This window comes from Peteryoungia desertarenae, from assembly GCF_005860795.2.
Classification (GTDB): domain Bacteria; phylum Pseudomonadota; class Alphaproteobacteria; order Rhizobiales; family Rhizobiaceae; genus Allorhizobium; species Allorhizobium desertarenae.
In genome coordinates this window covers 2,107,061-2,124,755 of the sequence record NZ_CP058350.1, presented here as the reverse complement: position 1 = coordinate 2,124,755, position 17,695 = coordinate 2,107,061, and the positions used below count along the sequence as shown (strand labels likewise).

General features: G+C 61.0%; 11 protein-coding genes. 2 read left to right on the top strand and 9 right to left on the bottom strand.

From position 1 onward, the window contains the following. Positions 1-637: 637 nt before the first annotated feature. Both pepN and FE840_RS10270 read left to right on the top strand, forming a co-directional pair. Positions 638-3,286, top strand: coding sequence for an aminopeptidase N (gene pepN, locus FE840_RS10275; protein WP_138288185.1), 2,649 nt, complete (start codon positions 638-640; stop codon positions 3,284-3,286). A gap of 230 nt (positions 3,287-3,516) precedes the next feature. Further along, positions 3,517-5,874 carry a PAS domain-containing sensor histidine kinase gene (locus tag FE840_RS10270; RefSeq protein WP_138288186.1) on the top strand — a complete coding sequence of 786 codons (2,358 nt, stop codon included), beginning with the start codon at positions 3,517-3,519 and terminating at the stop codon, positions 5,872-5,874. Between the two features lie 11 nt (positions 5,875-5,885). Here the strand turns inward: FE840_RS10270 and FE840_RS10265 are convergent, their stop codons facing one another. The 9 genes from FE840_RS10265 to FE840_RS10225 all read right to left on the bottom strand — a co-directional run bounded on the left by FE840_RS10265 (position 5,886) and on the right by FE840_RS10225 (position 17,589). Continuing rightward, positions 5,886-8,840: a bifunctional [glutamine synthetase] adenylyltransferase/[glutamine synthetase]-adenylyl-L-tyrosine phosphorylase gene (locus FE840_RS10265; RefSeq protein WP_138288187.1), complete on the bottom strand. Its 2,955-nt coding sequence runs from the start codon at positions 8,838-8,840 to the stop codon at positions 5,886-5,888. Positions 8,841-8,906: 66 nt separating this feature from the next. Beyond that, positions 8,907-10,325, bottom strand: a complete 1,419-nt coding sequence (locus tag FE840_RS10260; RefSeq protein WP_138288188.1) for a sensor histidine kinase — start codon at positions 10,323-10,325, stop codon at positions 8,907-8,909. 1 nt (position 10,326) lies between these two features. Continuing rightward, positions 10,327-11,082 (bottom strand): response regulator transcription factor, encoded by a 756-nt coding sequence (locus tag FE840_RS10255; protein ID WP_138288189.1) that lies wholly within the window; start codon positions 11,080-11,082, stop codon positions 10,327-10,329. Between the two features lie 220 nt (positions 11,083-11,302). Beyond that, positions 11,303-12,835, bottom strand: a complete 1,533-nt coding sequence (locus FE840_RS10250; RefSeq protein ID WP_138288190.1) for a Do family serine endopeptidase — start codon at positions 12,833-12,835, stop codon at positions 11,303-11,305. A gap of 157 nt (positions 12,836-12,992) precedes the next feature. Beyond that, on the bottom strand, positions 12,993-13,451 hold the full coding sequence (locus tag FE840_RS10245; RefSeq protein WP_138288191.1) for a cytochrome c-type biogenesis protein: 459 nt from the start codon (positions 13,449-13,451) through the stop codon (positions 12,993-12,995). Then, entirely contained in the window at positions 13,448-15,436 is a 1,989-nt protein-coding gene (locus FE840_RS10240; protein WP_138288192.1) for a heme lyase CcmF/NrfE family subunit, read from the bottom strand. Before FE840_RS10240 ends, FE840_RS10245 begins: the two co-directional genes overlap by 4 nt. After that, entirely contained in the window at positions 15,433-15,882 is a 450-nt protein-coding gene (ccmE, locus tag FE840_RS10235) for a cytochrome c maturation protein CcmE (RefSeq protein WP_138288193.1), read from the bottom strand. Before ccmE ends, FE840_RS10240 begins: the two co-directional genes overlap by 4 nt. Beyond that, entirely contained in the window at positions 15,879-17,072 is a 1,194-nt protein-coding gene (gene ccmI / locus FE840_RS10230; RefSeq protein ID WP_138288194.1) for a c-type cytochrome biogenesis protein CcmI, read from the bottom strand. Before ccmI ends, ccmE begins: the two co-directional genes overlap by 4 nt. A gap of 115 nt (positions 17,073-17,187) precedes the next feature. Continuing rightward, positions 17,188-17,589, bottom strand: coding sequence for a hypothetical protein (locus FE840_RS10225; protein WP_425502212.1), 402 nt, complete (start codon positions 17,587-17,589; stop codon positions 17,188-17,190). Between the last annotated feature and the right edge of the window lie 106 nt (positions 17,590-17,695).

Sequence of the window (17,695 nt, the reverse complement as noted above, 5' to 3'; positions counted from 1 at the left end):
CTAGCTCTGGCCTGATTGCCACGCCGGGCACAATGGGTGTGATTACGAAGAGCATCGGCGGAGACCTTGAGAATTGCAGCGGAGAGAATGCCCATATTGTCCGCCAGAAATGGCTTCTTGCGATCAACGGATTGATTGAGGCGACCGCGACCAGGCAATTGGGGGAAAGGAATCCAGGCTGTCCGAAGTCGTTCTGGACGAGACAAGCGTCTTGCTGGCGGACGGGCCACGGGGTGTCATCTGGGGCAATCGACCCGGGCGGCTCTACAGCCATTTTCCGCTGCAACACGGCGACAGACAGTTTCGGATGACGATCCGCTTAACAAGCTTTCGTTAAAGTGATCCTCTGTTTGGATTTTCTGGGCCATTCGACAGTCTTAACGTGACTTTTTCTGGTCTAGCCGAAGCACCAAAGGTCACTTCTGCTTTATCGGCGCCCATGGGGATTGGCCGCTTCGGCACTGTTGTTCATAATTTAAGAAAATTTGCGAAAAAGGCCGGGGAATGTCTGCTTCGTTTTAACAATCGTTCAGGAATTGGTGCAATCATCCGCCGCGATCAGGTCTTCCAGGTGACGAAATGAAAACCGTCATTTGCATCTCACGGGGACCGTGTCTCGAAGCAATCAGGACAGCAAATGCGCACAGAAACGGGCCGGACAATTCATCTGGCAGATTATCGCCCAACCGACTTTGTTCTGGAACGTGTCGATCTGACCTTTGAACTGGACCCGACAGAAACCAAGGTCGAAGCCCGTCTGATCTTTCATCGCAGAGAAGGGGTTGCGCCATCGGTACCGCTGGTTCTGGATGGCGACGACCTGACGATGACGAGCCTCCTTTTCGACCAGATCGAGATGGATCCCGCGCGTTACACGGCAACCGCCGACAGCCTGACCATTCGCGATCTGCCAGCCTCGGAGCCATTCGAGATCACCATTACGACGCAAATCAATCCGGAAGCCAATACCCAGCTGATGGGCCTCTACCGGTCGAACGGCATCTACTGCACCCAGTGCGAGGCCGAGGGCTTCCGCCGCATCACCTATTTCCCGGACCGTCCGGATGTGCTGTCGGTCTATACAATCAACATCATCGCCGACAAGGACGCCAATCCCCTGCTCCTGTCCAATGGCAACTATCTCGGTGGCGCCGGTTATGGCGAAGGCAAGCATTTTGCCGCTTGGTTCGACCCGCATCCGAAACCCAGCTATCTCTTCGCGCTGGTGGCAGGTGATCTGGGTGTCGTCGAAGACACCTTCACCACCATGTCCGGTCGCGACGTGACGCTGAAGATCTATGTCGAGCACGGCAAGGAGCCGAGGGCTGCCTATGCCATGGATGCGCTGAAGCGCTCGATGAAATGGGACGAAGAGGTTTTCGGTCGTGAATACGACCTCGATATCTTCATGATCGTCGCCGTTTCCGACTTCAACATGGGGGCCATGGAAAACAAGGGCCTCAACATCTTCAACGACAAATATGTGCTTGCCGACCCCGAGACCGCGACCGACCAGGATTATGCGAATATCGAGGCGATCATTGCCCATGAATATTTCCACAACTGGACCGGCAATCGCATCACCTGCCGCGACTGGTTCCAGCTCTGCCTGAAAGAAGGTCTGACCGTCTATCGCGACCACGAATTCTCGGCTGACATGCGCTCTCGCGCCGTCAAGCGCATCGCGGAAGTTCGCCATCTGCGCTCGGAGCAATTCCCCGAGGATGCCGGTCCGCTCGCCCATCCGGTTCGCCCGAACACCTATCGCGAGATCAACAACTTCTACACGACGACGGTCTATGAAAAGGGCTCGGAAGTCACGCGGATGATTGCGACGATCCTCGGGGCCGAAGACTTCAAGAAGGGCATGGACCTCTACTTCGAACGCCATGACGGCGATGCCGCAACGGTCGAGGATTTCGTCAAGTGCTTCGAAGATGCCAGCGGCAAGGATTTGTCGCAGTTCGCGCTATGGTATTCCCAGGCCGGAACTCCGCACATCACCGTTTCCACGAGCTATGACGCAAATGCCGCGACCCTGTCGCTTTCGCTCGATCAGATGGTCCCCGCCACGCCGGGCCAGGCGACCAAGGAGCCGATGCATGTTCCGCTTTCCTTCGCCCTTCTCTGCCATGATGGTTCTGAACTGACGGCGACAGCGATTTCAGGCGGAACTGTCACCGGTAACGTCTTGCATCTCAGCGAACGCAGCCAGACCTTTGTCTTCTCAGGCGTCACCTCGCGCCCCGTCGTTTCCCTCAATCGCGGTTTCTCGGCGCCTGTCGTGCTGCATTTCAACCAGTCCAACGAGGATCTGGCCCATATTGCCCGCCATGAAGGCGATCTCTTCTCACGCTGGCAGGCAATTACCGATATGGCCCTGCCGAGCTTGACCGCTGCTGCCTCGGCTGCAGCCAAGGGCGATGCGGTTGCCGTCGAGCCATCTCTGTTGTCCTCGCTCCTGGCAATTGCCGCCAATGAAGCTCTTGAGCCCGCCTTCCGCGCCCAGGCGCTCACCCTGCCGTCCGAGTCCGATATTGCCCGAGCCATCGGCAAGGACACCGATCCTGATGCCATTCACGCCGGACGTCAGGCCGTGCTTGCGGCCATCGCCAAGGCCGGCGAGGCTCAGTTCGAGGCTCTGTTCAAGACCCATTCCAGTTCAACTGCCTTTACACCAGACGCGGAAGGCGCCGGTCGACGCGCCCTCAGAAACGCGGCTCTTGGTTATCTCAGCCTGTCGAAAAACAGCCCGGCCCTCGCATCGGAAGCCTATGCCAAGGCTGACAATATGACGGATCTTGCCCAGGCGCTGACAATTCTTGCGCATCGCTTCCCGGATTCGAGCGAAACAGCTGCCGCTCTTGCGAATTTCGAACAGCGCTTCGGCTCGAATGCTCTGGTGCTGGACAAATGGTTCACCATCCAGGCAACCATTCCCGGTGAGGCCACGCTTGATCGCATCCAGACCCTGATGAAGAGCACGCATTATGCGGCCTCCAACCCGAACCGCGTGCGCGCCCTCGTCGGAACCTTTGCCTTCTCCAACCCCACCGGCTTCAACCGGCGAGACGGCAAGGCCTATCACTTCTTCGCGTCGCAGGTCTTGGAGATCGATCAGCGCAATCCGCAACTGGCTGCCCGCCTGCTGACGGCATTGCGGTCCTGGCAGATGCTGGAACCAAACCGCGCCAACAGCGCGCGCGAAGCCCTGCAAATCATCTCCAGCGGCTCCGAACTGTCGAACGACGTTCGCGATATTGTGGATCGCATCCTGAAAGGCTGAAATTGCGCTTGCGCCAATTTCAGCCACTGGCGGAGTTCAACACGTTTTTGACGATTCCTTGGAATCTGAATTCAATCTGAACGTGCTTTGTCATGCTGAATTATCAGCTTCTTCCAATATGTTAACAGAATATTACTTTTCCCGCTGGACAGGGAGAATCACCTTTGATTCATTAGGTTAGATTCGGGCGAGCGGCGCTTCGAATCACACGAGGGATCAAGGCGGGAAAAATGTCGAACGTGCAGCGGGTCACCGCAGCCGATGAGCGGTTGCGTCTGAAACTGTCGGTCTTTTCAGCGTTTTTTCGGGCGATTGGTCGGGCATGGCGTGATGAGACACCCATGCTGGATCGCGAGCCATCGCGCCGCGAGCGCGTGATCGAAATCGTGTTGCGGCGGGCCATCCCGCTGCTCATCCTCGCCTTCCTTACCGTCGTTGCCATGGCGCGTTTCGTCGGGATCGTCTCCGAACACGGGCGGATGGAAACATCCGTACATCAGACGACATCGCTGATTGCCGCCGTTGCCGCCGCCAGTCTTGCACCCCGCGCGGACATCTTCTCGCGCAGTGATCGCCAGATGGCCGAGCAGGCCATGGCCACCTACCTTCCCCAGGATCGGGTCGTCGATGGTGTGCTCGTTCTGCTGGTCGACACCAATGGGCGGATCTTTGCAAGCTCCGCTTCCGGGGCGGGCCATGTCGGGCTGACGATCGGCGCGCTCTTGCCGGAGATCGGAACCGTCAAGGAGGGTGGTGATCGTGCCGTTGCCCTGGACGTCGATATCCTCGGCAAACCCTTTTATGCCGTCGTCACATCGCTTGGAACCGATGGTGGTCTTGTTCTGGTTGCGCATGATCTGCAGCCGGTCATGGATTTCTGGCGCAACGAGGTCTCGCTCAATCTCACCCTCTTCGCCGCCATTGCGCTGACGCTGCTTGGCATTCTCTACGCCTATTTCCATCAGGTAAAGCGTGCCCGCGAGGCCGATGACGGGTTTCTGGAATCCCATCTTCGTGTCGAGACGGCCTTGTCGCGGGGTCGCTGCGGCCTCTGGGACTTCAACCTCACTGATCGCAAGCTCAATTGGTCGCGCTCGATGTTCGAAATGCTCGGCCTGCCGCCGTCGACGGAAGCGCTCTCCTTTGCTGATGCAGCGCGGCTCATGCATCCGTCCGACGGCAATATCTTTGCGCTTGCACGGGCGGTGGGGCGCAGCAAGTCGCGCCAGATCGACCAGGTCTTCCGCATGCGCCATGCCCAGGGCCATTATGTCTGGCTGCGCGCCCGCGCCCAGGTGATCACCTCCAATACCGGCAGCCTGCATGTCATCGGCATCGCCATGGATGTCACCGAGCAGCATCGTCTCGCCCAGCGCTATGCCGAAGCGGATCAGCGGCTTGCAGACGCCATCGAATGCACCTCCGAGGCCTTTGTGCTCTGGGACAAGAACGGCAAGCTCGTGATGTGCAACGGACATTTCCAGCAGGTCTATGGGCTGCCCGATTCCGTCCTTGTTCCCGGCGCCGAGCGCGCCACGGTGCTGGCGGCTGCAACGCGACCGATCATCCAGCGGCGCATTGCCGAGCCCGATCTGGGTACCAATTCGCGCACGACAGAGGTCCAGCTTGCCGACGAGCGCTGGCTCCAGATCAACGAGCGCACGACACGGGACGGTGGTCTCGTTTCGGTTGGTACCGACATCACCCAGCTGAAGCGTCAGCAGGATCGGCTGCGCGACCAGGAAAAGCGGCTGATGGCGACAATCAACGATCTGTCCGCCTCCCAACGCATCCTGGAACGCCAGAAAACCGCGCTTTCCGATGCCAACGAGAAGTATCTCACGGAAAAACAGCGCGCCGAGGCCGCCAACAAGGCAAAATCCGAATTCCTCGCCAATATGTCCCACGAGCTTCGCACACCGCTCAACGCGATCCTGGGCTTTTCGGAAATCCTGCTGGCAGGCATGTTCGGTCCGATCGGGTCGCCCAAGTATCAGGAATATGCCAAGGACATTCACGAGAGCGGCAAGCATCTGCTGAATGTCATCAACGACATTCTCGACATGTCGAAGATCGAAGCCGGGCAGATGAAGATCCGCTGCGAGACCATCGACCTTGGCTCGCTGATCGAGGAAAGCCTGCGACTGACCGCCATTCCAGCCGCCGACAAGGGGATCACGGTCGAGCCCAGGATTACCAGCGGTCTTTCCCTCGTTGCCGACCGCCGCTCGATGAAGCAGATCCTGCTCAACATCCTGTCCAACGCCGTGAAATTCACCGATGAAGGCGGGCGTATCGCCCTTCGGGCCCGAAAGATCGACGGCGCCATCACCGTCACCATCGCCGACACCGGCATCGGCATTCCGAAATCCGCGATCAGCAAGATCGGCAATCCGTTCGAGCAGGTGCAAAGCCAATATGCCAAATCACGCGGCGGCTCGGGTCTCGGCCTTGCGATTTCCCGCTCCCTCGTTGCCCTGCATGGCGGAGCATTGCGCATCCGCTCCCGCGAAGGTCAGGGCACGGTCGTGTCGCTGCGTATTCCTGATGCGGATGGCGCCCTCATGGTTCAGCGCAAGCGCGCTTGAACTGGCAATAATCACGCAACAACCACCGTCGAAAACACCTTCCTGACTGCCTTGGACAGGCGCTTCAACTCGGCAGTCAGTGCCTTGATGTCCGGGCTTTCGCCGGCGCGGGCCACCAGATCGGTGAGACCCGCCGGAACGTCTGCCAGGTCGAAAGGTCCGTCGATGCAAAGCCGCGTCACCTGCGCGATATCGGTGTAGAGTCGCAAAGCCTCAAGGCAGGTATCGAGGTCATTCGGATCCATCAGGCCCGACAGCGCCTTCAGCGTGCCCGCCGTCGAAAGCCCCGTCGTTCTCACGGTCGTGCCCCTTGCTGGCGCAACAAGGGTCAGGAACTGGGCAATGAATTCGATATCGATCAGCCCGCCGGGCACGAGCTTCAGATCCCAGAGATCGCGCGGCGGCTTCTCCTTTTCGATCAGCGAGCGCATCTCCCGAACGTCGGCAGCGATCTTCTTCTCGTCCCGGCTTGATGCCAGCACCGCCGCAATGATCGCTTCTGCGCGCTCGATCAGGGCCGTGTCTCCGGCAATCAGCCGCGCACGGCTGAGCGCCATATGTTCCCAGGTCCAGGCCTCTTCGTGCTGGTATTTTTCAAACGCCCTCAGCCGTGTCGCCACCGGGCCTTTGTTGCCCGATGGACGAAGCCGCATGTCGACCTCGTAGAGCACGCCCTCTGCCGTTGGAGCCGAGACAGCAGCAATCAGCCTTTGTGTCAGCCGCGTATAATAGCGCACGGGATCAAGCGGCTTCGGACCGTCCGATTCCAGGACGTCATCGGCATGATCATAGAGCAGAATCATGTCGACATCGGAGCCGGCCGTCAGCTCGAAGGAGCCGAGCTTGCCCATGCCCATCAGCGCCACCTGCCCGCCTGCGAGGCGTCCATGGGCGGCCTCCATCTCCTCGACCACCGCCTGCAGCGCCCGCTCGATGACAAGACCCGCCAGATCGGTGAAGGCATGGCCGGCGACCGAGCCGGTAATCGAACCGGTGAGCAAGCGGATACCGATCAGGAAGCGCTGTTCGGCAGCAAAAATCCTCAGCCGGTCGAGCATTTCCTCGTAGTGACGGCAGCCCGTTAGAAAGCCGGAAAGCCGTGCAGCGAGATAATCGCGGGTCGGCAGTTCAACAAGCAGGCTCGGATCGAGCATGCCGTCAAAGACATGCGGTCGCTGGGCGATGATTTCGGCAAGCCTTGGCGCTGCGGCCATGATGTTGACCATCAGGTCGAGGAGCGGTGGATTGTTGCGCAGCAGGGAGAAGAGCTGGATGCCAGCGGGAAGGCCGGAGAGGAAACTGTCAAAACGAAGCAGCGCCTCATCGGCGCGACGGCTTTCGCCGAAGGTCTTGAGCAATTGCGGCGTCAGTTCCGTCAGACGCTCGCGAGCCTCGACCGATTGCGTGGCGCGGTAGCGTCCGTAATGCCAGGTCCGGATGACGCGGGAGATATCCTCTGGGCGCTCGAAGCCCAGTTGCTTGAGCGTTTTCAGCGTGTCCGGATCGTCCTTCTGGCCGGTAAAGACGAGATTGCCGGTGGCGCTCGACAAACCTTCCTCGTTCTCGAACAGCCGGGCATAGCGCCGCTCGACCGAGCGCATCACGCCCTCCAGCTTCTCGCCAAAGACCGCCGTCGTTTCGAAGCCCAGCATGAAGGCGATGCGTTTCAGCTCCGCCTCGGTCTCCGGCAGCATATGCGTCTGCTCGTCATGCACCATCTGGATGCGATGCTCGATATCCCGAAGGAACCAGTAGCAGCCGATCAGCTCTTCCGCCGTCAGCGGATCGATCCAGCGAGCGGCTGCGAGCGCATTCAAGGCCGCCTCGGTCGGCCTCAGGCGCAGATCGGGCATGCGACCGCCTGCAATCAGCTGCTGGGTCTGGGCGAAGAACTCGATCTCGCGAATGCCACCGCGCCCAAGCTTGACGTTATGGCCCTTCACCGCGATCGCGCCGAAGCCCTTATGCGCATGGATCTGTCGCTTGATCGAGTGAATGTCGGAGATCGCTGCATAGTCGAGATATTTGCGGAAGACGAAGGGCACGAGCTCGCGCAGGAACGCCTCGCCTGCCTTGATGTCACCGGCCACGGGACGGGCCTTGATAAAGGCGGCCCGTTCCCAGTTCTGACCACGGCTTTCGTAATAGATGAGGGCCGCCTCGACAGGCACGGCCAGGGGTGTCGAGCCCGGATCGGGCCTCAGCCTCAGATCCGTCCGGAACACATAGCCGTCTGCCGTCCGCTCCTGCAGGATCCGCACGAGACGCCGCATCATCCGGCCATAGGTCTCCGTTGCGTCCTCCGGTGCCTTCAGTACACCTGCGTCCGGGTCGAAGAAGATGACAAGGTCAATGTCGGAGGAATAATTCAGCTCCTGCGCGCCGTGCTTGCCCATGCCCAGGACAATCACGCCGGTGCCATCCGATGGGTTGTCGCGATCCCTGAGTGTCAGCTTGCCGCCATCCTCGCCGCTCAGGAGCAGATGATCGATGGCCGCTGCCACGCTCGCATCTGCCAGCGCACTCAGCCATTGCGTCGTCTGGCGCGCGTCAAACAGCCTTGCCAGATCGGCAAGCGCCACGACGAATGCAAGCTTGCGCTTGGCGACCCTCAGCCGTGCCATCACCTCTGCTTCGGACGGGGCCGCGCCCTTTCCTTGAGGTTTCCAGGCATTGCGCGCCTCTTCCACCGTTGCCTCCAGCAGCGGTTCCAGCGGTTTGCTCAGCGCCTCGACCAGAAGAGCGGGACGAAAGGCCGCGATGTCGCGCAGATAGGGAGACAGGGTAAAGACGGCTGCGAGAAAGTCTTTCAGCACAGCATGTTCGGAGAGGATCTCGCCGAGGACCGGCTCCTCGCGAACCAGATCCTTGATCTGCGAAAGGGCTGATTTCAGCTCAGTCTGATTGAGAGGGCGAACCACGCCCTCCGCCACATCCGCCAGCCGGATCGTGCTTGTTGCCGCCATGGCCCGAGCCTCCCTTCTCCTCGCGCGGGGATCGGCCCCCTGCCCGAATCCCTGCTCGCGATCAGGTTAAGGGGTCACGGCGGGAAACACCATGGTAACGGTCAGGCCGCGTGGCTCTGTCCCGTCCGTTCGCGTGTCGGACAGTTCCAGCCTGCCGCCATGCAACGCCATGATGGCCTCGACCAGCGACAGGCCAAGGCCCGTTCCCGGCTTGGAGCGGCTCTTGTCGAGCCGGACGAAGCGTTTGACCACTTCCTCGCGCATGTCGCTTGGAATGCCTGGCCCTTGGTCGGCGACAGACAGCACAATGCCACCGCCGCGTTTTGCCACCTTGAGGGTGATTTGGCCCTCTCGGCCTTCCTCAGCCGAATATTTGATCGCATTGTCGATCAGGTTGGAAATCGCCTGACCGATCAGTTCCCGGTTGCCGCGCACGGACAGCCCCGGCACGACATCGGCAGTCAGTCGCTGGCCGGCATCATCGGCAACCGGCTCGTAAAGTTCGACACTGTCGGCTGCGATTGCCGAGAGATCGATCTCGCTCAGTTCGGCGGCAATCGAACCCGCTTCGACACGGCTGATCATCAAAAGCGCGTTGAAGGTGCGGATCAACTGGTCGGATTCGGCGATGATCGCCTCCAGCGCGCCGCGCCGCGTGCCGTCATCGGAGGTCCCCAGAGCATCGGCGGCCTTGTTGCGCAGCCGCGTCAACGGTGTCTTCAGGTCATGGGCGATGTTGTCGGAAACCTGCCGCAGGCCCTCGTTCAGCTTTTCGATCCGCCCCAGCATTTCATTCAGCGAGGACGAGAGCCGATCGAACTCGTCGCCAGAACCGGAGACCGGCAGGCGTTGTGACAGATCACCGGCGACGATCTTCTGGCTTGCCGCAGACACCCGGTCGATCCGCTTCAGCGCATTGCGGCCAATGGCAAACCAAATGATCAGCGCACCGACACCCATGATCAGCAATGCCACCATCAGCGCCTGACGGACGAGCAGCCGGAGTTTGCCCGGTTCGCCAAGGTCGCGCCCGACGAGCACGCGCATGCCATTGTCGAGGTTCAACACATGCCCCACCGCCACATGGCGGCGCTTGTCACCGATCTCGTTGTAACGCTCATAGGCAAAGGGAAAACGCGTCCAGCCCTCCTTGTCGAAGGTGCCGGGCTGGAGGGCAGCAACATTGCCCGCAAGGATCTGTCCGGCCGGCCCTGCAATGACATAGAGATTTGCACCAGGCTGACGCGAGCGGCGCTCCATGGTGCGGATCAGAAGCGGAATGCCGCCCCGTTCATAGGCGCGGTCGATTTCCTGCACTTCCTCCATCAAACTGTCGCGGGTCTGGTTGAACAGGATGCGCTCCGAAAGACCCGTCACATAGATGACGAGGAAGCCGGCACAGAGCGCAAAAAGCAGGATGTAAAGCGCCGACAGCCGCACTGCCGTCGACTTGAACAGCATACCGAGGCGACTGGTCTTGGCCATGTCAGCCTTCGTCCTTGATCATGTATCCAGCACCGCGCACGGTCTTGAGCAGCGGCTTTTCGAAGTCCTTCTCGATCTTCGAGCGCAGGCGTGAGACATGCACGTCGATCACATTGGTCTGGGGGTCGAAGTGATAATCCCAGACATGTTCGAGCAGCATGGTACGGGTTACCACCTGGCCGGCATTCTTCATCAGATATTCGAGCAGACGGAATTCGCGTGGCTGCAGCAGGATTTCCTTGCCCGCCCGCTTCACCTCATGGGAAAGCCGGTCGAGCTCCAGATCGCCAACCCGGTAAACCATGTCCTGTTCGGGCTTGCCCTTGCGGCGGCCCAGGACCTCGACACGGGCCAGAAGCTCGGAAAAGGCGTAGGGCTTCGGCAGGTAGTCGTCTCCGCCGGCGCGCAGACCCGTGACCCGGTCGTCCACCTGACCAAGTGCTGACAGGATCAGGACCGGCGTTTCCACGCCCCGCTTGCGCAATTCGCTGATGACCGACAAGCCGTCGCGGCGGGGCAACATGCGGTCGACAACCATGACATCATAGGGATTCTCCGAGCCCATGAAGAGCCCGCTTTCCCCATCGCTCGCATGATCGGCCACGATGCCCGCCTCACGAAAGGCCTTGGTCATATAGGCTGCGGCTTCCAGATCGTCTTCGATAACCAGAATTTTCATGCGTGCGACCTTAGCGGCAGTCACGGCCTCCGTCCAACCGGATTCAGCGGTTTCAACACTCTCGCGGCTTTGCGTCATGGTCTTCGTCTCCTGGAGCCTGTTGCGCGCCAGTGCCGGGACAGTCCGTCTGTTTCCGCGATGGATATGGCTTGCCGGGGATTGGCAAGCGATGATCGGAGTGGCCCTGCGCCGGACGCAGGAAGGGCGCCGCCCGGTTTGTTGCCGCCGGCGCCCTTTGTGCTCATGTGTCGTTGATCGAGCTCGGGAGGCCGATTGAGCCTCCCTCCCCTTGCTGATGTCAGCCCTGATCGACCGGCAGTGCTACGAAGCGGCTGCCATTTTCGGACTGGATCTGGAACAGCGCACGGGTGCGACCGTCCTTCTTAGCCTGGTCGAGAACACGGGCTACGTCTGCAGCAGACGAGACTTCCTGATTGTTGACCGAGGTGATCTTCTCACCCGTCTGCAGGCCCTTGTCGGCGGCTTCGGAGTCTGGATCAACGGTCACGATCGAAAGCCCGGCACCGTCTTCAGCCGGACGCACGCTGAGGCCGAGGCCGGCAAGCGCCTGTTCGGTGGCCGGAACGCCGGTGTCTTCGCTGGTTCCGGCCATGGCCTGTTCGGTCGGCAGTTCGCCGAGATCGACCTTCACTTCCATCGACTTGCCATCGCGCCAGAGCGACACGTCAACCGTGGTGTTCGGAGCGAAGGCTGCGATGCGACGGGCCAGATCACGCGGATCTTCAACGGGCTCACCATTGACGGCGGTCACGACGTCACCCTCGCGGATACCGGCCTTCTCGCCGGGGGAGCCTGCCTGCGGGGCAACCACCAGAGCACCCTGCGCTTCAGAGAGTCCGAGGCTGTCGGCAATGTCCTGCGTCACCGGCTGGATCTGAACGCCGAGCCAGCCGCGCGAAACCGTGCCTGTTTCCTTCAGCTTTGCAATGACGTCCGTGGCAACCGATGCAGGGATAGCGAAGGCGATACCGACATTGCCACCCGATGGCGAGAAGATTGCGGTATTGATACCGACCACTTCGCCGCTCAGGTTGAAGGCAGGACCACCGGAATTGCCGCGGTTCACGGCTGCGTCGATCTGGATATAGTCGTCATAGGGACCGGAGCCGATATCGCGACCGCTGGCCGAGATGATGCCGGCGGTCACCGTACCACCCAGACCGAAGGGGTTGCCGACGGCCACGACCCAATCGCCAACGCGAACCGGCGTGTCCTCGTCAAACTTGACATAGGTGAACTTGCGCTGCGGATCGTCAACCTTCAGCAGGGCGAGGTCGGTGCGGCTGTCCTTGCCAACCAGCTTGGCATCGAGTTCGGTGCCGTCATTCATGACGATCGTGAACATCTGGCCATCGTCGATGACGTGGTTGTTGGTGACAATGTATCCATCTTCGGAGATGAAGAAGCCGGACCCTTGCGAGGTCGGGCGCATGCGGCCTTCACCGCGCTCGCCGCGTGGGCTTCTGTCAGGACGGCTTTCCGGCATTCCGGGCATGCCGAATTCACGGAAGAAGCGCTGCAATTCGTCAGGCAGATCTTCAAAGCTGCGGCCGCCAAAGCCGAAGGATTCGCTGCGAGCGGATGTATTCTGGATGTTGGACTGAACGCGGACCGAGACGACAGCCGGCTGGACGGCTTCAACGACATCGGCAAAACTTGGCACCTGCGGGGCCTGAACCGAGACGGGCTCCGCAAAGGCGGGCGTCACGAAAGCCGGGACCGGGCCGGCGAGCAAGGCGACTGCCAAACCAGCGGCCGTTGAGTTCTTGAGAATGGTCTTGAGGCGGGTGCGATCGTTCTTAAGAAACATGGATATTACCTTTATCTCTTCCTCTGGACTTGACCGCCGGAGGTCTGGCGGCGCGAAGCGGTGGATGAGGAGTGATATAGGTCGTGTCACCTTACAGCGAACTGTCTGGCGCATGAATTATTGGTAATCTTGGAATGACAATCCCGTCAGGCGCGCGTCAATCGCCCTCAAGCAGGCGTCCAAGCCTTGCTTCTTCTTCCGGCGTCAGCTTCTCGACCCGGGCGTTTGCGCGACGCCGGGTATAGACAAATGTCGCGATGATACCGAGGACACCGACGACGGCAGGACCGCCCCAGAGGGCGAGCGTCGCCGCACTTAGACGCGGCCTCAGCAGCACGAATTCGCCGTAGCGCGACACCACATAGTCCAGCACTTCCTCGTCGCTGTCGCCATCAACCAGCCTTTCGCGCACAACGAGGCGCAGATCGCGGGCAAGCTCGGCATTGCTGTCATCGATCGACTGGTTCTGGCAGACCATGCAGCGCAGTTCCTTGGACAGCGCACGGGCACGCTGCTCAAGCGCCGGGTCGGCAAGCACCTCGTCCGGGTTCACCGCAAGCGCGTGAACCGGCGTGAACAGCAAGGCCAGAAGTATCAGGAGCCGTTGAACCGTCATTCCGCCGGCTCCATCACACCCTGCACGGACTTTGCATGGCGCTTTGGCACACCAACGCGCAGGCGCCGGTCAGAGAGCGACACCACCCCGCCAACCATCATGAAGACGGTGCCGAGCCAGATGCAGATGATCCAGGGCTTCCACCAGATGCGGATGACCATGCCACCATCTTCCATGGCATCGCCAAGCGACACATAGAGCTGGCTCAGACCGAAGGTCACGATCCCGGCTTCCGTGGTCGGCATGCCGCGCGCCGTATAAAGCCGCTTAGAAGACCAGACATCGGCCACTTCGTGACCGTCCTTGCGGATGGTGAAATGTCCCTGCTCCTCGGTGAAGTTCGGGCCGGTTGCCGAACGCAAGCCGTCAAAGGTCAGCTCATAGCCACCAGCGGTCGCCGTCATCCCCTGCTTCATCTCGACAACAGTCTCGGTTTCATAGGTCATGACGACGACGACGCCGAGAACGGTCACACCCATGCCGAAATGGGCCAGCGCCGTTCCGAAAGCCGAGCGTGGCAGGCCCTTGAAGCGCGCCCAGGCGATCGCTGCCGTCTGCTTGCCAACGCCTGCGCGGTACCAGAGATCGGCCAGAGCCCCGAACATTAGGAAGAAGGCCAGCGCCAGCACCGGCACGACCAGCACTGGTCCGCCGTTTTCGAAGTAGTAGAAGGCCAGCCCCAGGACGAGCGACAGGCTGGCGGCCATGTAAAGCCGTTGCATCGCCCCCAGCAGATCGCCACGCTTCCATGCGAGGAAGGGGCCGAAAGGCAAAGCCAGCAAGAGCGGCAGCATCAGCAGCCCGAAGGTGATGTTGAAGAAGGGCGGACCGACCGAAATCTTCTCGTTGGTGATGCTTTCAAGGATCAGCGGATAAAGCGTGCCGATCAGCACGGATGCCGTCGAGACGGTCAGGATCAGGTTGTTCAGAACCAGCGCCCCTTCGCGCGAGATCGGCTGGAACAGCCCGCCCGCCTTCAGGATCGGCGCGCGCAGGGCAAACAAGGTCAGGGCACCGCCGACGAAGAAGATCAGGATCGCCAGGATGAAAACGCCGCGCGTCGGGTCGGTGGCAAAGGCATGGACCGATGTCAGGACACCGGAGCGCACGAGGAAGGTACCGAGCAGCGACAGCGAGAACGTGACGATCGCAAGCAGCACCGTCCAGATCTTCAGCGCATCGCGCTTTTCCATCACCAGTGCCGAATGCAGCATGGCGGTGCCGAGCAGCCAGGGCATGAAGGAGGCGTTTTCGACCGGATCCCAAAACCACCAGCCGCCCCAGCCGAGTTCGTAATAGGCCCAGTAGGACCCCATGGAGATGCCAGCGGTCAGGAAGACCCAGGCGGCAAGCGTCCAGGGACGGACCCAGCGCGCCCAGGCCGCATCGATGCGACCATCGATCAGCGCGGCAATGGCAAAGGAGAAACAGACGGAAAAGCCCACATAGCCGAGATAGAGCAGCGGCGGATGGATGGCGAGGCCGATATCCTGCAGAACCGGATTGAGATCCCGCCCTTCGGCAGGTACCGGAAACAGGCGGTTGAACGGGTTGGAAGTCAGCAGGATGAAAAGGGTAAACGCCGTCGAAATCCAGGCCTGGACAGCCAGCACATTTGCCTTGAGACGGTCCGGCAGATTGGTGCCGAAATAGGCCACCAGCGCCGAAAACAGCGCAAGGATCAGCACCCAGAGCAGCATCGAACCTTCGTGATTGCCCCAGACACCGGTGATCTTGTAGAGCATCGGTTTCAGCGAATGCGAGTTTTCGTAGACGTTCTGAACCGAGAAATCGGAAACCACATAGCCCCAGGTCAAGGCGGCGAAGGACAGCAGCGTCAGACCGAACAGGGCATAGGTGCCGGTGGTGCCGACAGTCATCATGGCGCTATCGCCGCGCCAGGCTCCGATCATCGGCAGGATCGACACGATGATGGCGGTCGCGAGCGACAGGACCAGAGCGTAATGCCCGAGTTCAATGATCATTGCATTGCCTCCCCATGCTGCCACAGCCCGTCTTCCTTCAAACGGTCTGCGACTTCCTTCGGCATGTAGTTCTCATCATGCTTGGCCAGCACGGTATCGGCAACAAACAACTGGGCGCCCGCGTCGAATTTACCTTCCGTGACCACGCCCTGCCCCTCGCGGAAGAGGTCCGGAAGAATGCCCGTATAGGTCACGTTGATGGTTTCTGCCCCGTCGGTCACGGCAAAGCGCACGGTCGAGCCTTCACCGCGCACCACGGTGCCGTCACCGACCAGCCCACCCAGGCGGATGCGTGTATCGGGGCCGACACCCTTTTCGACGATGTCCGACGGCATGTAGAAATAGGCGATCGACTGACCAAAGGCGAACATCACCAGAAGCACGGCGGTGATCAGGAATCCCATGCCACCGGCGATCACGGTCAGCCGCTTCTGCTTGCGGGTCATTGCAAAGCCTCCTCGACATTCAGGCCCAGGTCACGGGCAAGCGCAATCAGTTGCTGGCCCTCGGCACCGGACGCCGGAAAGGCCTGCAAGCCTGCCTTGAGTGCATCCGTGGCCCGATCCGGCTCGCGCAGCATCGCATAGGAGCGCACCAGCCTCATCCAGCCTTCGAAATTGTTGGGATCATCCTTCAGCCGCTGATCGAGGCTGTCGACCATGCCACGGATCATCGCATTGCGGTCCTCGTCCGCCATGGACTGCGCTGCGGCAATATCCTCGGCGGAGGGATTGCCCGGAGCCGCCGACGCAGTCGGTGCCGCCGGAGCGGCAGCGGTCACGTTCGGCGCCGTCGCCTGGGCAACCTGTCCGCCATTGGTCGCGATATGCTGATTGACAAGCGGCATCCAGGGCGCCTCGGGCGGCGAGGCTGCGGCGATTGCCTGGAAGGCGGCCAGGGCTTCGTCCCTGCGACCGGACTGCTCCAGCGCCAGAGCAAGATAGAAATCGGCGCGCGGATTGTTCGGCTCGATCTTCAGCGCCGCCTGAAATGCCATCCGGGCATCTTCGGTGACAATGCCATCATTGCGCGCCATGATCGTTTCACCAAGCGCACTCATCCGGTCAGCCGTGGGACCCAGAATGCGGATGGCATTGCGGAACGCCTGTTCGGCGTCCTGCAACCGGTTCATCTGCACATAGATCGGCCCGAGCACGTCCCAACCGGCGCCGTCATCGGGATTGGATGCGAGGTGACGCTCCACCTGGGCCACCATCAGCTCGATATTGCCGCCAGGGTTTGCAAGCCGGGCGCTGAGCGGCTGGTCCGGCATCCCCGGATTGCCTTCCGCCAGATAAAGCGAAAGGCCTATGGCGGGAAGACAGAGGATCACGAAGGCCTGCGCCAGGGAGTTGCGTGTCTTCCTTGCCACCCCCGGTCCGACCGGAGCGTCTTGCCCCTCGCCCGGAGAAATGGCCAGAAGCCGCCGGCCAATCTCGGCCCGCGCATAGGCAGCGTCTTCGTCGGAAATCAGGCCCAGTCCCTTGTCGCGCTCAAGCTCCTTGAGCTGGTCGCGATAGACCGCGGCCTCGCCCTCGGCTTCCAGACGGATACGCCCTGATCCCTTCAACAAAGGGAGCAAGAGCGACACGGCGACGGCAACCGTCAGAAAAGCAGAGATGATCCAGAACAACATAAGCCCAATTACTTCAAGGAGCGTTGCATTCCAACCGTTTAACGACCAATGACGCAAAGTTGAGACGTTTGGCCGCAAAACCGGAATAGGCTTATGGGGTGGCGCGATCCTTGACCTAAGTCAAGGGCGTCCAGGTGCCGCTCGGGTTGCGGCAGGCTGCGCCGCGCGCCAAGACCTCGCGCCCGTCACTGAACACCTTGTGGGTCAATTGGCGGCAATTCTGCTGGCCGACCTGGTAGGGAGCCGCCGCCACCACCTCACCGCGCACATCGCCGCGCTGCCAGCTAATCGGCTGGCCACCCGGGGCCGCCTCCAGCGCCCTGTATTCCGCCTCAAGCGCTCGTTGGAGATCGCTGCGGGACAGTTCGGCGCCGGTGCGCGAAACGATGCCGCCCTGAAGGGCCGCGATGTAGATGCTTGAGCCGGAGCGTGCGCCCGAACCGAAGGAACCACCGCCCGAGGTGCTGCAGGCCGCAAGGCCGAGCGCCAGCCCGGCGGCAGCGACGGCCCGAACCATGGAAGCGCTCTTCATGTCAGATCCCTGCACCATCTCAGCCGAATTTCCCCAAAAACATCGTGTCATAAGCTTGCATCTCGTTTCTCGCTCCGCCCTTGCCATGGCG

Bases quoted from the DNA above. Each gene is read 5' to 3' on its own strand.
- pepN (WP_138288185.1), top strand. From the start codon at position 638: ATGCGCACAGAAACGGGCCGGACAATTCATCTGGCAGATTATCGCCCA.
- FE840_RS10245 (WP_138288191.1), bottom strand. From the start codon at position 13,451: ATGACGGTTCAACGGCTCCTGATACTTCTGGCCTTGCTGTTCACGCCG.
- FE840_RS10225 (WP_425502212.1), bottom strand. From the start codon at position 17,589: ATGGTTCGGGCCGTCGCTGCCGCCGGGCTGGCGCTCGGCCTTGCGGCC.
- ccmE (WP_138288193.1), bottom strand. From the start codon at position 15,882: ATGACCCGCAAGCAGAAGCGGCTGACCGTGATCGCCGGTGGCATGGGA.
- FE840_RS10240 (WP_138288192.1), bottom strand. From the start codon at position 15,436: ATGATCATTGAACTCGGGCATTACGCTCTGGTCCTGTCGCTCGCGACC.
- FE840_RS10255 (WP_138288189.1), bottom strand. From the start codon at position 11,082: ATGACGCAAAGCCGCGAGAGTGTTGAAACCGCTGAATCCGGTTGGACG.
- FE840_RS10270 (WP_138288186.1), top strand. From the start codon at position 3,517: ATGTCGAACGTGCAGCGGGTCACCGCAGCCGATGAGCGGTTGCGTCTG.
- FE840_RS10260 (WP_138288188.1), bottom strand. From the start codon at position 10,325: ATGGCCAAGACCAGTCGCCTCGGTATGCTGTTCAAGTCGACGGCAGTG.
- FE840_RS10250 (WP_138288190.1), bottom strand. From the start codon at position 12,835: ATGTTTCTTAAGAACGATCGCACCCGCCTCAAGACCATTCTCAAGAAC.
- ccmI (WP_138288194.1), bottom strand. From the start codon at position 17,072: ATGTTGTTCTGGATCATCTCTGCTTTTCTGACGGTTGCCGTCGCCGTG.
- FE840_RS10265 (WP_138288187.1), bottom strand. From the start codon at position 8,840: ATGGCGGCAACAAGCACGATCCGGCTGGCGGATGTGGCGGAGGGCGTG.